This is a genomic window from Polaromonas sp., from assembly GCF_010365105.1.
GTDB lineage: Bacteria > Pseudomonadota > Gammaproteobacteria > Burkholderiales > Burkholderiaceae_C > Polaromonas.
In genome coordinates this window covers 50,202-64,418 of record NZ_JAAFGZ010000013.1, presented here as the reverse complement: position 1 = coordinate 64,418, position 14,217 = coordinate 50,202, and the positions used below count along the sequence as shown (strand labels likewise).

At 59.0% G+C, this 14,217-nt stretch carries 12 protein-coding genes and 2 pseudogenes; 8 read left to right on the top strand and 6 right to left on the bottom strand.

Annotated features, from left to right (window positions below):
• Positions 1-235 precede the first annotated feature (235 nt).
• From GZ092_RS10850 to GZ092_RS10835, 4 genes are all read left to right on the top strand, one after another.
• The gene (locus GZ092_RS10850; protein ID WP_293636405.1) at positions 236-424 is read left to right on the top strand and encodes a hypothetical protein; all 189 of its coding nucleotides are present in this window, start codon (positions 236-238) and stop codon (positions 422-424) included.
• Between the two features lie 327 nt (positions 425-751).
• Complete coding sequence (locus GZ092_RS10845; RefSeq protein WP_293636404.1) at positions 752-2,062, top strand: M12 family metallopeptidase; 1,311 nt, start codon at positions 752-754, stop codon at positions 2,060-2,062.
• Positions 2,013-3,113: an MvdC/MvdD family ATP grasp protein gene (locus GZ092_RS10840; protein WP_363254453.1), complete on the top strand. Its 1,101-nt coding sequence runs from the start codon at positions 2,013-2,015 to the stop codon at positions 3,111-3,113. The genes GZ092_RS10845 and GZ092_RS10840 overlap by 50 nt, the downstream gene beginning before the upstream one ends.
• Positions 3,085-3,435, top strand: a complete 351-nt coding sequence (locus tag GZ092_RS10835) for a YbaY family lipoprotein (protein WP_293636403.1) — start codon at positions 3,085-3,087, stop codon at positions 3,433-3,435. Before GZ092_RS10840 ends, GZ092_RS10835 begins: the two co-directional genes overlap by 29 nt.
• Positions 3,436-3,766: 331 nt before the next feature.
• Here GZ092_RS10835 and GZ092_RS10830 read toward each other — a convergent pair whose 3' ends face one another.
• From GZ092_RS10830 to GZ092_RS10820, 3 genes are all read right to left on the bottom strand, one after another.
• Positions 3,767-4,189, bottom strand: a complete 423-nt coding sequence (locus GZ092_RS10830) for a type II toxin-antitoxin system VapC family toxin (RefSeq protein WP_293636402.1) — start codon at positions 4,187-4,189, stop codon at positions 3,767-3,769.
• A 10-nt stretch (positions 4,190-4,199) separates the two neighbouring features.
• Complete coding sequence (locus GZ092_RS10825) at positions 4,200-4,460, bottom strand: hypothetical protein (protein ID WP_293636401.1); 261 nt, start codon at positions 4,458-4,460, stop codon at positions 4,200-4,202.
• A gap of 144 nt (positions 4,461-4,604) precedes the next feature.
• Positions 4,605-6,035, bottom strand: a complete 1,431-nt coding sequence (locus GZ092_RS10820; protein ID WP_293636400.1) for an IS66 family transposase — start codon at positions 6,033-6,035, stop codon at positions 4,605-4,607.
• A 355-nt stretch (positions 6,036-6,390) separates the two neighbouring features.
• On the opposite strand from GZ092_RS10820, the pseudogene GZ092_RS10815 reads away from it, so the two are divergent.
• Positions 6,391-7,150, top strand: a pseudogene (locus GZ092_RS10815) (IS5 family transposase).
• A 59-nt stretch (positions 7,151-7,209) separates the two neighbouring features.
• Positions 7,210-7,707: pseudogene (locus GZ092_RS10810) on the top strand (site-specific integrase); the annotation flags it as partial.
• A 195-nt stretch (positions 7,708-7,902) separates the two neighbouring features.
• On the opposite strand, the gene GZ092_RS10805 reads toward GZ092_RS10810, so the two are convergent.
• Entirely contained in the window at positions 7,903-8,052 is a 150-nt protein-coding gene (locus GZ092_RS10805) for a hypothetical protein (RefSeq protein ID WP_293636399.1), read from the bottom strand.
• Between the two features lie 377 nt (positions 8,053-8,429).
• On the opposite strand from GZ092_RS10805, the gene GZ092_RS10800 reads away from it, so the two are divergent.
• On the top strand, positions 8,430-9,767 hold the full coding sequence (locus GZ092_RS10800) for an AarF/ABC1/UbiB kinase family protein (RefSeq protein WP_293636398.1): 1,338 nt from the start codon (positions 8,430-8,432) through the stop codon (positions 9,765-9,767).
• A 112-nt stretch (positions 9,768-9,879) separates the two neighbouring features.
• Here the strand turns inward: GZ092_RS10800 and GZ092_RS10795 are convergent, their stop codons facing one another.
• The gene (locus tag GZ092_RS10795) at positions 9,880-10,068 is read right to left on the bottom strand and encodes a cation-transporting P-type ATPase (protein WP_363254458.1); all 189 of its coding nucleotides are present in this window, start codon (positions 10,066-10,068) and stop codon (positions 9,880-9,882) included.
• 364 nt (positions 10,069-10,432) lie between these two features.
• Here GZ092_RS10795 and GZ092_RS10790 point away from each other — a divergent pair, with 364 nt between their 5' ends.
• Positions 10,433-11,686 (top strand): MFS transporter, encoded by a 1,254-nt coding sequence (locus GZ092_RS10790; protein ID WP_293636396.1) that lies wholly within the window; start codon positions 10,433-10,435, stop codon positions 11,684-11,686.
• Between the two features lie 114 nt (positions 11,687-11,800).
• Here the strand turns inward: GZ092_RS10790 and GZ092_RS10785 are convergent, their stop codons facing one another.
• Positions 11,801-13,864: an oleate hydratase gene (locus tag GZ092_RS10785; protein WP_293636395.1), complete on the bottom strand. Its 2,064-nt coding sequence runs from the start codon at positions 13,862-13,864 to the stop codon at positions 11,801-11,803.
• Positions 13,865-14,217: the final 353 nt, after the last annotated feature.

Genomic DNA, 14,217 nt, shown 5'->3' with positions numbered 1-14,217 from the left:
ATCCTAAGAGCTGCAACAAAATGAATCTGATCCGGATAACTGTCACTGAATGCTCGACGACATCAGGAAAACACTCAGGCTGGGGACGCCACAGGAAATGTATAGCGTAAGCCGGTCGAAAGGACCGCAGCGGCGAAATCCACCGCGATGGTGCGCAGCCGTGTGGTGTGGACCAGGGAACGCGCGATGACCCGGCAGGGCAGCACCTACCAGGCGCTCAATGGCCAGGCCATCGATGCACACTGCCAGATGGAATCCGGCAGCGGCCAAGTTCCTCAATCTGGCAGCGATGCGACTGGGATGGTCGAGCCCGGGCATTCACCGCTGCCTGAAAGTGGCTCGCACCATTGCCCATCCAGCGAATGCCCACGCGGTGCAGCTCGCCCATGTGGCTGAAGCGGTGCAGTATCGCTGGGCGCTATAAGGCAGCTACTGAAACCCCGGCAGCAAAACCAGCGCGTTGAATCAAGGCAAAAAATTGAAACCATTGCCCGGTTGCGTCGCCTCACGCCAAGCGGTCAGGCATTTGACCCAGGCCGAGTAAGAAGCCCAAACAATCGCTACAAACCGATACTGGCAATGCCACAGGCCCTGCCGATGAGATTGACGCTGTCAACAAAACGGCGTTTGATGCTTCTATGTAGCGGCGGCTGGATTTTTTGTTGCCCAGCGTGTCCGATCGGCGTCCTTTTACGCAGGGAAAAGGTGTGGCTTTTTATACCTTTGCCCTGCATCGAATGGAGGATTGATCATGGCTTCAAATTCGGACAACAAGGGCAAAGGTGAAAGCAGCGCGCAGGGTAGCAAGCCGTCCAAGCCGCGAGACGACGCCTGCGAGTGTCGATCGGGGCCGATTTTCGGCTCTGCGCTCATCAGTGGCGCGACGTTTACCAATAGATGGCTGCATTACGCCGAGGTGGACGGAAACGCGATGTTCGAGGGCGACATCGTGCTCGGGTCGGTGGCCGATGTTCAGGCTGACGAGGGTGGTAATCCGGTATTGTTTTCAGTCGGCATCACCGGCCAGCAGTATCGCTGGCCGGGCGGGCGCATCCCGTTCGAGATCGACCCGGCACTTTCCAATCAGCAGCGTGTCACCGATGCAATTGCCCATTGGCATGCCAACACCGGCATCCGCTTTGCCCCACGCGCCGGCGAAGCGGACTTTGTGCACTTTGTTCCTGGCGGCGGCTGCTCCTCACGGGTAGGGCGTATTGGGGGACGACAGGACATCACGCTGGGTACCAACTGCACGACCGGCAATGCCATCCATGAAATTGGCCACACGGTGGGCCTGTGGCATGAGCAGAGCCGCGAAGACCGCAACAATTTCATCAATGTGGTTTTCGCCAATATCGACCCGGCGATGCAGCACAACTTCAACCAGCAGATCTCGGATGGCGACGATCTCGGCGCTTACGATTTCGGCTCTGTCATGCATTACCCAGCGACTGCCTTTTCGATCAACGGCCAGCCAACCATCGTGCCGCGCCAGCCCTTGCCAGGGGGCGTGACAATGGGCCAACGCAGCGGTCTTTCCACGGGCGACATCGACGGCGTGCGCATGATGTACCCCGGCCTGCAACCCACCATCAAAGAGATGGCGAAAGACCCGATCACCGATCCCGTCGGCACCTTTAAGGAGGTCCGCAAGGACCCTATCCAGGACCCGGTGACAATCAAGGAAATTCGCAAGGATCCGATCAGGGATCCGATCACCCTCAAGGAAGTCCGCAAGGATCCCATCCAGGACCCGGTGACGATCAAGGAAACGCGCAAGGACCCGATCCAGGACCCCGTCACCATCAAGGAAGTGGGGAGCGATCCGGGTTTCCCCGGCGGCGGCTTTGTGCCATGGCCCGGATTTGACACCGGACCCCGTCCTTTCGTGCTGGCGGGCGCAAGCCGCTTCATGCCGAGCGATCCCTTAATTGATGCCATGAACCAGATGCAGCAACTGGCCGCCGCGCACACCGAGGCTCAGCAGCAGGCGGACACGCTGGCAGCGGCCTATGAGCAGGCGGTTGAAGCGCTCGCGCAATGGCAGCAGGGGCAAACGTGAACTCCGGGACTCAGCCGTGATTCTCGTCGTGTCCTACCCTGGCGAAGAGCACACGGCCTTGGTGGTCGATCACCTCACGCGCACGGGGCGTGAGGTGGTGCAAATCGATCTTGCCGATTTTCCAGCCCGGCGCGCGATCGAATTGATCTGGAGCAACACCAGAAAACCGGAGTTCCTGATTGAGCATGACGGACGGCGTGTGAACCTTGCTGAGGCCAGCGCCGTCTGGTGGCGCCGGGTGGCCAATTTCGCGGTCGATCCTTCGATTGGCTACGGTGAACGCAGCACGTTTGCCCACAGCGAAACCTCCCAGGCTGTGTACGGCATGCTGGACTCGCTGTCATGCCCGTGGATGAATCCGCGCGAAGCCGATGCGGCTGCGCACCACAAACCGTACCAGTGGACCGTCGCGCATGAACTGGGGCTGAAAGTGCCGCGCACGCTGGTGACCACAAATGCACAGGCGGCGCGTGAATTCATCGAGAGCGTGCGCCCTGCCAAAGTCGTGTTCAAGGCGTTTCTTGCGGCAATTCAGGAATGGCGCGAGACGCGTCTGATCGAACAAGAAGACCTGGACCGGCTCGAACTGGTGCGCTACGCGCCCGTGATTTTCCAGGAGTACGTGCCCGGCGTGGATTTGCGCATCACCATGATTGGCAACGACATTTTTGCCGCCGAAATTGATGTGCGCAACACATCCTACGAGGTGGACATGCGGATGGTGGTGGGAGAAGGCATTGTCAACGCAGTCACGCTACCAGACGCGGTACAGACAAAACTGCGCAAGCTCCAGCATAGGCTCAAGCTCGTTTATGGCGCCATCGACATGCGCCGGACCGAGGCGGGTGAGTATGTCTTCCTAGAGGTCAATCCGGCCGGTCAATGGCTGTTTGTTGAACAGCGTACCGGCCTGCCGATTGCCAGGGCGCTGGCGGATTATTTGTGTATCGTGAGCGAAAACCATAACGCAACCCAACGGCGTGGAACCGCAGCAAAAGCCTACCCAAGAACAGAAAAATCCCATGACTCAATCCCGGCGCATCCAGGGTGAAATCGTTTTTCCTGACCATGTCGACAAGGGGATGGCCGCAAAAATTACCATTGAATTGCGTGATGTGTCCCTGCAGGACCAGGCCTCCACGGTTGTCGCGGCCATGACGCTGGACAAGGTTTCCGTCGGCCCCAATTATCGCGTTCCCTTCGAGTTCAATGCACCGGCGGTGGCCCCAAGCCGGTTGCTCACCCTGCGGGTGCAGGTCGATAGGCATCCAGGCCAGCGGCACGCGAGTGGAGATTTTCTTTCCACCAGTGCCCAACGTGTGCCTGCAGGGGGCGATGCGTGTGGACTGGTCGTGCCGGTGACAGTGGTTTAGGGTCAATACTGGGATCAAAGTGGCCCAGGTGACTCAAGGACCCGCGGGCTCAGGGGAAAAATCGGGAGGATGTCCTGATCGGCCAGGATGACACTGCTGCGTCAAGCAGCGCAGCGACAGGGTAAAAACAGGTGGCTTGAATCGAACCACTTTTCATGCATTAAGCATGGCAGCAGGTTCCATCCGGCAAAGGTCGACCTGGCTTCATTGAAGTCCGACCATTCAAGATGAATACGGGGTCGGGCCATGCACTAAACATAATTCCTGTCGCTAAGTGCGTGACTGACTGGCATACCCAGCTCGACATTGAGCGCAACTGGCTGCAAAAATCTTACGATACCGCTTCGTGCCAAGGATTCAACAGTGTCACCCCTGTGTTGAAAAAATCTTGCGTATTGCGCGTGACCACCGTGAAGCCGTGCTCGATGGCCGTAGCCGCGATCATGGCGTCTCGCTCCGAGCGAGGATTGGGCACATGCAGCGCAGCGCAGATCGTTGCCGAGTGGTCTGTAAAAGGCAGGACGCGGCCTGCGAATGCGGCTCGAACACCGGTCAGCCAGACACGCAGTGCGCTGCCTTGCGGCGGCGTGCGGCGCTCCAGCGCCAGGATGCCTTGCTCCAGTTCCAGGATCGTGATGGCCGACAGAAAAAGCCTGCCTGTGGACTGCTGTGCGGCCCATCGGCGCACTTCGGGTGACTGGTTGGGCTTGCCATTGCGCAATTCGGAAATCACATTGGTATCTAGAAGGAACATCCAGCGCCTTTTAGTCAAATTCAGCGGGTCGGATCTGGATGTCCAGTCGCGGCGGGTTGAACTCGATGCCGATTCCACCAGGAATGCCATCCATGACGCTCAGGAATGAGGGTTCGCCCTGTCCGGCAATGCGGTAGTAGTCCTCGATCTTGAGCAGTGCAAAGGCAGGCCGCCCCCGATCCGTGATGAAAACCGGTCCTTCGACGGCAGCCCGCTTGGCCGCCGATACGTCGCGGGTGAAATCCCGGCTGGAAAACGTATGGACTGACATGATGATCTCCTTTCGAGAAAACAATGTTTGTATGTTACGACAAATATTTCAAGTCGTCAATTTGTTGACTTTTGCGCCCTTTGAGGGAGCGTTGTAAACAATTGACCCCTTGTCTTGACGTTGTTTTCTAGTGACTGTTCAGCCCTACGCGAGTGTCAGGGCCTGTCCCGAGAAGACGGCGCGCATGGCGTGAAGCATGCCAACGCCTTGTTTGCGCGCGGTGTCCAGGTAAGAGCGGATGGTGCAGAAATTCTCAGCGCCCAGCAAGGTACGAAAACAGCCCGAAATTCTCTGCTTGACCTTTGGCATCCGAATGGCGCGCTCGGCCAGGTTGTTGGTGAAGGGAACACCCAAATCGCGCACGAAGCGCAGCACCTCCTGCTCTCGCTCAAACAGCCGGCGCAGCAGGTTGAAGGCGCCTGACTGCCTGGCCCTGCCGCGTTGTCCTGGCGCCTTGGCCGCTGGCAGGTTTTGCGCCTGGCCTTCGTGCAGCAGCGCGCGGTACTGGCTGGCAAAGTCCTCGACCTGCGCGGGCTGCAGCGCCGTATCGGCCTGGCGCGCCGCCTTGCAGGCCCGCTCAGCGGCCAGCAACAACTCGATGAGGCCCTGGGGCCACGCTTGCGCGGTAGTTTGCTTTTGATAAATCAGCTCGCGCAGCAAGTGGGCGCCGCACAACGAATGCTCACAGCTCAAGCTCCAGTACGGCGCCCAGCAGTCGTGCACCAAGGTGCCCGCGTAGCTGGGCAGCACGCCATGGTCTGCTATGGCTTGCATGCCCCGCTTGGGATGCACCCCGTACCAAGTGTGGGTTGCGGTCACGGCCGTATGCAGCCACTGCAGGCCAGACGCTACGCGCAGGCCCGATTCATCGACATGCACCACCGCTGCGCCCTGCACGCTTTGCACGATGGCCTGCACCGTGGGGGCCAGCAACTGCGCGGCCTCGTGAGTCCACTGCACCAGCGTGGCCGCTGAAATGTCCAGCTGGTACAGGTCTTTGATGAGTTCGCCAGCGCGTGCAAAGGGCAGGAGCTGGCCCTGCGTCAGATGCACGGCCAGAGCCCGCACGTTGGGGCCGTATTGCGCCACTTCACACACTTCGGGCGAAAAGCCACTTTCGTGGAGCTTGCCGCATGCGCAGCGCAGGCGCAGCGTCTGGTACTCCACCACCTCAAAGCGCACGGCCGGGATGTCAAACACCTGGCCGCGCCGGTGAACCTGCGCATCGCCATTGGACAGCCTCGCCTGACAGGCATCGCAGCGCTCGGGCAGCGCGTGCCGGATGACGATGTCTGGCGTGTCTGTTTGCTGCAAGGTCTTGCCCGCGTGCCCTTCTTGGCCGCCGGGCTTCTTGCCCGAGGCCACGCGCAGCGAGGTCGTCTTCTTCAGGCCGTCGGAGGACGGCGGCTTGCTGGAGTTCTTGCTGTTCTTCGACGCCTGTCCTTCGAGTTCCTTGATGCGCAAACGCAGTCTTTCCACTTCGCTCGTGAGCGCCTGCACCTGCCCTTGCAGCGCTTGGGCTTTCTCATTCATGGCCTGGAGCATCAGGTCGGCGGTGGCGTTGGGTTCTTGCACGGCTTCAAGTTTGACATAAACCCCTTGGCCTGAAATTCAGGAGGGCTGAACAGTCACGTTTTCTAAACGGATTCATTGGCACTTTCCAGCCCAAAAACTCAACCTAATCCGAGCTTTTAGTGAGTCAATAAAACGACCGTTTGTAGTTCAGTTGATCAAAAAATCGTTTTTCCTTCATCACTGTCATCCAAAATATGTGAAGCTTATATCCGTCGGCTTCCAGCATTGACGATTCATGCATACAAATCGTCAAGTCACGTTACTTATGACGTAGCATGACCTCTATTTGATAACACGCCCTATGGCCTGTTAACTCAAATTTGACAGAATTAGGCGTTCATGAGAAACTGTCGAAGTGCGATTGACTCCCGAGCAATTCGAACTGATCGCCCCGTTGTTGCCGCGTCAGCGCGGCAACGTCCCGCTGGAGAACTTGGCGGTGGTCAACGCCATCTTGTTCGTCGCAGCCAATGGCTGCAAGTGGCGTGCGCTGCCCAGCCACTACGGCTGCTGGCACACCGTCTACACGCGCATGAGCCGCTGGGCCAAAGCCGGCGTGCTTGACGCGGTATTTTAGCGGCTGCAGCGCGAGCGCCTGATGCGCGTGCGCATTGAAGCGGTGAGCCTGGACTCCACGATCATCAAGGTGCATCCGAACAGCACCGGAGCGCTAAAAAAAACGGTCCCCAGGCCATCGGCAAGAGTCGGGGCGGCTGTACTACCAAACTTCATCTGGTTGCCGCGGGTGCCTGCGACGTTGTGACCTGGAGTTTGACGCCGGGCCAGGTCGGCGATGCGCCCGAAGGACGCAGACTGATTGAGGCGCTGGGCGGGATGCAGGAGGCGGGCGAAGTCGCTTTGCTCATGGACAGCGCCTATGAGATGCCACGCGCGAGTTGGCCCAGCAGAGAGGCTTCGTGCCGGTGGTGCCCCCCAACCCGCAGCGGCGCGAGCCTTGGGAGCTGGACAAGGTGTTGTACCGCAAGCGCAATGAGGTCGAGCGCATGTTTCGCCGCCTCAAGGCTTGGCGCCCGGTATTCACGCGCTATGACAAGCTTGATGTGATGTTTGCTGCTTTTATTACTGTCGCGCTTATTGCCGAGGCACTTCGATAGCGTTAACAGGCACTAGTGCATCATGCTGGTTTTGATCATGAACTTCTTCGGGCAAGCGCGACCGGGACATCATGGCCGTGCTGCTGCTGCACGCGCTGCGCCGAGAAGAACTCATCAAGCTGTGTGTGAAGAATTTTGCCTATGAGCGCCGGGGCGTGCCGCACCTAGCCGTCAAGGGCAAGGGTGGGAAATTGCGCTTCATTCCGACCCACGCCAGCGCGCTTCGCCTGGTGACCGAGTACCTAGACGCCACCGGTTATGGCCAGGAAGTCAAAGAGCGGCTGTTTCGGAGAGTGCGCGCGGCAAAAGCCGGGCAGCCGGGCAGCGTGTACGGCGATGTCGTGTTGTTATACATGAAGCAGGTGGGCATCACGGGCGAGAACATGGGCCCACACGCCCTGCGCGCGACCGCCGCGACCATCGCGCTGGAGCATCACGCCGACATCATCAAAGTCCGGGAGCGGCTTGACCACGCCATCATCAGCACTGCGCGCGTGTATGACCGTAGGGGATCCCAGCCCGAGGACTCGCCCACGTTCCGTATGGCCTACGGTTGATTGCGCACTTCAAACAAGGCTGGACATCGATAAGCCTGTGGTGCCAGACCTCGTTAAGCGCTACCCGCGCAGGTCAGGCTGGGTGCCTTATGCCAAGTCCGGAATGCCAGGCCGGGCGCGCCCTCGGCGCTGGCGCCAGCGTCTGCCGCACCGGCGGCTAAAGAAGTCAAGCTGTGCCGCGCCCAGGCAAAACTATCAGCGCAGCAAAAAATAGTAGCTGCGCAACACCAGCGAAGTGAGTTTGAGCGGCATGTTGCGCACGGCAGTAGGCAACCATTGGGGTGAATTCAAGGAAAACCGGGTGGCCCAACGCGTGACCGGGCGCAGCCATTGGGTTGATTTCATAAACCGTTGCTGCTGGGCAGGGGATTTCATGGCTGGTGGCATGGCTCAGTTTAAAAATAGCTACTATTGTTGTGCTGGGCAAAAAACCTTGCTACCTGCGCGCCAGCAAGCGGTGTGTAAATCCGGCAAGGCGGCAAGAGCTATCGGCCGATATGCGGTAGTCTCGCGCTCACCGACTGCTACTGTATCGCAGGTCTTCGGCTCTTAAGGAATTGCCATAAAAGTTGTGATGCTAGGTTTTTCGATGTTTGTTTGCACCCTGGCCCTGGCTGACCACAAGGGCGCGTACGAGCGCATTGACAAAAAACGCCTTGGCTTGGCCACAGCTGCTGCAAAGTACGAGCCGTGAGCGTGCGCCAAACTGACCGGAGCCTGCGATGAGTGACTCACGCGTTTTCACGACCCCGCCGCCAGCCCCCAGTTCCACCGTGCCCAGTGGGCGCCTCAGCCGATTGATGCACATGGGGCAAATGGCCACCGGTGTGGCGGGCAATATGCTGCTGGCCAGTGCGCGGGAGCTTGCGCAAGGCAGGCGGCCCAACATCAGTGACCTGCTACTGACCCCGGCCAACGCCCTCAAAATCGCCCAGCAATTGGCACAGATGCGGGGCGCGGCCATGAAGGTCGGGCAGTTGATCTCGATGGATGCTGGCGACCTGCTGCCGCCGGAGATGGCCCTTATTCTGGCGCGCTTGCGCTCTGATGCGCACGCCATGCCACAGCGCCAGGTGCAGGCCGTGCTCACGGCCAACTGGGGCGCCAAATGGCAGCAGCGCTTTGAGCCGTTTTTGTTCACGCCTATCGCGGCGGCTTCGATTGGTCAGGTGCACCGTGCCAAAACGCTCGATGGGCGCGATCTGGCCATCAAAGTCCAGTACCCCGGCGTGCGCGCAAGCATCAGCAGCGATGTGGACAACGTGGCTACGCTGTTGCGCTTGTCTGGCCTGCTGCCGGGCACACTGGACATTGCGCCGCTGCTGCTAGAGGCCAAGCGCCAACTGCGCGAAGAAGCTGACTACCAAGCCGAAGGCGCATACCTGCAGCGTTTTGCTGACCTGCTGACTGACACGCCTGAGTTTGTGGTGCCCCGTCTGCACGCCGACCTGACCACCCCGCACGTGCTGGCCATGTCGTTTGTCGGGGGCGTGCCCATTGAGTCCATGGCGGAGGCGCCGCAAGCCGAGCGCGACCGCATCGTGCGCCTGCTGATGAGCCTGCTGTTTCGGGAGTTGTTTGAGTTTGGGCTGATGCAAACCGACCCTAACTTTGCCAACTACCGTTATGACCCGGTGACCCGGCAACTGATCTTGCTGGACTTTGGTGCCAGCCGTTCTTTTGCGCCCGGCTTTTGCCAAGCCTACCGCCAACTGATGGCTGGCGCCATGGCCGGTGACCGCCGGGCAATGCAGCAGGCAGCCATGGCGATTGGTTACTTTGATGAGCGCACCCAGTCCAAACACCAGAGCGCCGTACTGGCCATGATGCAAATGGCGCTGGAGCCACTGCGCCATGCGGGCGAATTTGACTTTGGCCACAACGACATAGTGCAGCGGCTGCGCCAGGCGGGCATGGCCTTGGGTCTGGAGCGCGATTTTTGGCACATCCCGCCCATTGACACGCTGTTTTTGCACCGCAAGCTCGGCGGCCTGTATCTGCTGGCAGCCCGGCTCAAGGCGCGGGTCAATGTGCAGCAACTGGTGCAAGCCACTCTTTGATCCAACTACAAGGGCTTCTCCAGCCTTGTCAAACACCTTCCCGCCGGTGCCGCGCCCGCCCATGGCTACACCCACGTGCGCCGCGCGCAACGCAGGGGCGTCATTCACGCCATCACCGGTCATCAAACAGCATGTACAAGTTGCCCGCTGCGAGCAGCAACAGGAACATCGGCTCGCGCACGGTCTCCATGGCAATCGACAGCAAGGAGCGCCGCTGCCCTGCGGGCAGTGCATTGTGGCAGTCCTCGGCCAGGCGCTGGGCAGCCTGGACTGCGGACAGACCCGATTCGGCGCCGACCACAGGCACGCCAGCCTCGCTTTTGGGTGCCACGCCGAGATCGGTAAGATCAGTTTGGGTAGTAGATATGTCATGGCCAGTTCGTCAGCCACTTCCTTGCCAGCGACCTTACGAGAGGTCGTGGTGCCAGTCTGTGCGGTGGCGAACCATCGACTCGGCTCGATCAGGTCAAGTACGCAACGGGTTCGTTCGGATCATTTGGCTGCTTTTTCAGGTGATCGTCACGCCAGTAATACCAGCAGCGCTATATTTCTCATGTTCCATAGGTGTGCTGCCGCACTGTTGAATCAAATGCTCTGCGCTACCGTGAATTGTCGCAACAGTAAACGTCGTGCGACCGACGCTCATCTATCCTTGGAGGTCTCACTTGACCCAAGCTTCCTTGCCGCGCAAACGCCCGCCCTCGCCATCTGAGCCCATTCACCCCCTGCAGCCGCCTGTCGACAACGCCGGAGGCAGACCAAAGCTCAACCCTGAAGTCCTGAAACTCGGATTCGTCAGCTTCCTGACCGACCTCAGTACGGAAGCGATCTTCTCGGTCTTCGCCGTGTTCTTCACGACCGTGGCTGGAGCCTCAAGCGCCTTGCTTGGGCTGATCGAAGGCTTGGCCGACTTCTCGGCGTCGTCCCTGAACTACCTGGCCGGCTGGTTATCCGATCGCAGCGGCCGGCGCAAGGTTTTTGCGCTGGCTGGCTATGGCTTTTCGACCTTGGCCAAGACCATTTTGCTGGTTTCTTCAACCGTTGTGGGTTTGAGCGCGTTTCGGGTCATCGAGCGCTTGGGTAAGGGCTTTCGCGGTCCACCGCGCGACGCCTGGCTGTCGTCGCTGGCCGATCCGGCCACGCGTGGCTATTCGTTCGGCGTGCACAAGGCGCTGGACAAGGCCGGAGCGGTGTTCGGCCCGCTGCTTGCCTATGCCTTGCTGCGCTCGCTGGGAGAGTCGGCTCGCGCCTACCGCACGCTGTTCTGGGTGGCCTTCCTGCCGGCTGTGGCGAGCGTCGTGGTGCTGGCAATGATGAAGGACCAACCGGGCACACCCCATGCGCGCGAAAGCGTCAGCGCCAACTGTAAGGCTTTGAGCGCGGGGTTTAAAGGGTTCCTGGTGCCGGCCGGCGTGTTCGCGCTGGGCTACTACAGCCTTGGATTCCTCCTGCTGAAAGCGCATGCAGTGGGCTTTAGCTTGACCGACACCGTTTTGCTTTACGCCTTGTTCAACGCGGTGTGTGTGGTTACCGCGCCGCTGGTCGGCCGATTGGGTGACACGGTCGGTCGCCGCCGCATTGTTATCCTGGGCTATGGCTTGTACGCGTTCATCAACCTCGCACTGATCTGGGCGAATCAGAGTTGGCAAATCATCGCGTTGTTCGCGGTGTACGGTGTCTTCTTCGCGATCGACGAGTCGCAGAGCAAGGCTTTCATCGCCGATCTCGAGCCCGATCGCCGCGCCACCGCGGTGGGCGCTTACAACTTCGTCACTGGGGTGCTGTACCTGCCGGCGTCGCTTGTGGCCGGCGCATTGTGGACCGTCGATCCACGTTGGGCTTTTGCGATGGCGACCGCGCTGGCTTTGGTGGCCATTGGATTGTTCGTCTCGATGCGACCGGCCTTGCGCCACCAATGAAGAAACCAGGCCTTCGGTACGACAACGTACGGAAGGCGATACGTGCATCAGCGATCTGACTGCCGATAATGGCTATCGGGGAAGTCATCACTGAATCGGCCCGCACAATCGGGCTCAGCGCCGCCCTCGCAACGCGTCGATCGCAGACTGAATCCAGATTTTCGGGGTTTCCGGCATATAACTTTTCTCGATGACGTTACGCAAAGCGCCCAGTTGTTGCTCAAACAATCCGGGTTTGTGTAGATCTTCAGGTTTCTCATCGGGGCCGAGGGGAAGGATATGTTCGAAATAGGTCCCACCCAGAAGGCGGCGCAGGATGCCTTCACCCAAAAACGCCTCGTCGTTGTTCAGGGTACGCGTGGCACGCAGCAATCGGCGAATGTCGTACTGGCCAGGAAAGATATCGGGGACCTGCTTCTTGATGCCCAGCAGGCTGTACACCCCAATACGGGCCGTTCGGACCGAACTTTCCAAAGTGAATACCACGTCGTTATGGGTTTCCACAAACTGGCCAAGGCAGGCCAGGTTGGTGCTGCCATCAGGCACTGCCCACGGACGATCGCCTTTGGCGCGTGGCATGAATTGACCGGTGATGTAGGGCATCAGTGCGGTGCGCACTTTGGTGGCAGCAATCACTTCTGCGACTTGATCAATCAAGCCAAGGTGAAAACACATTTCAGTCAGTATTTCATTCCCGGTGCACTCCACCATCGGCTTTTTGATGTGGTCTCCGGGCTTGTCCATGATGAGCGCATACACCCAGACCACAATCACATCATCGGGCTGGTCTGGAAAATGCGGCTGGCGATTGACGGTGAAACTCATCAGCCAGCTTGAATCGGTAAAGGTAATGATGCCGCCGGACGCCGTTTTACCTGAATAAGGATCATTGACCGACAACGCTTTGAGTTTGCCCATCAGCGGCGAGCGCTTGCAGGTCAGCGTTGCCGATTCCCACATGGAGGCGGGAACATTGCCGCAGAATTTTTCAGGCCGCCCAAAAACCGGGGATTTCAGCGCGAGGTTCTTCCACAGCTGCCATCCCGAGCCAGCAGCCGGAATGTGCGCACCCATCGTGAGTTGGGGCACCGTATCGCCGTCACCATAGGCGGTGTCCTCGACGATTGAGCCGGTGGTGACGAAGACCAGATCGCGAGGCCCGATCTTGATGGTCTCGTCCTTGTTCTTGTGGCGGCATTTGATCGCCGTGGTGACTAGCGTCTTGCCGCTGGCCTTGATCTCCAGGTCAGAAACGAGGGTGTTGTACTGGGTTTTTACGCCTTTGTCCTTGAGCCAATCCATCAAGGGGCGCACGAAGCTGTCGTACTGGTTGTACTTGGGGAAGACGAGCGAAGTCATGTCATTAAGCCCGTCCATCAGGTGCAGAAAGCGGTGCATGTACAGCTTCATCTCCAACACCGAGTGCCAGTTCTGGAAGGCAAACATGGTGCGCCAGAACATATAAAAATTGGTATTGAGGAAATCTTTGCTGAACCATTCCTCCACCGTGATGTCGTCCAGATCCTCCTTGCGCGCCAGTAGCAGTTTCATCAGTTCTATCTGCTGCAGCTTGCCCAGCCCCATGGTGGAGAAATCCTTGATCTGGCCCTGTTTTTCAAGAAGCCGCGCCTTTGAGAAGTTCTTGTCGGCGTCATTGACGATCCGGTATTCGTCCAGTACGGTAAAGGGCGCGGGCAGCTCCAACGCCGGTATTTCCGAGAAAACGTCCCAGAAGTTCTGATAGGTCATATCCATCTCGCGGCCACCGCGGACGATATAGCCGTCCTCGGCATTGCCCGCGCCATCAATTGCGCCCCCTTCGACATCCAGCGCTTCCAGAAAGGTAATGTTTTTGGCTGGCATATGGCCATCACGGATCAGAAAGAAGGCTGCGGACAGGCCTGCTATGCCGCTGCCGACGATATAGACATGGCGGTCAGCAATGCCTTCGGTCGGGAGCGGGCGATTATTGGTATAGCTTCCGTGCAAGTCAGCGGGAGGGAGCGCCGTATCGAGGCCGTTATGCAGATGCCGGGACGAGGCATCGGGTGTTAAATCCACCGCGGTTTCGGTCATAGCGTCAATATGGGTTTTTAGCCGTGCGCTATCGATTTCGGGCGGATTTGGGCTGGGCATTCTGTTTTCCTGCAAGGTTCGGACGAAGTCAATTCTGTGCATGAGGCGCTGCACCGTCTGTACGCTAACGCATAGACAAGCAGCTTGAGTTAGTCACTTCAGCGTGTAAGTCAATGAATATAGGCGGGCGATGAAATTGCTCCGCTACAAAATGATCAAGTGGGTGAGAGCATGTCCAAGTACCTCTTCCCCTAAGAAATGTCTCCAACTGCGTTCGCACCCTTGTATGTTCGCTCTGCGTTATAAAGCCGACCCGCAATTGTGCGCCGGCAGGTGACCGTAACGAGCACTTTGGGTGAATTCACAGTCCCGATCTGTCGGTCCGCTCCCTGCCATAGCGGACATTTTCGCCCCCGAAATCTCCACTTCCAATAGAATCGATCCCACTTTCGCAC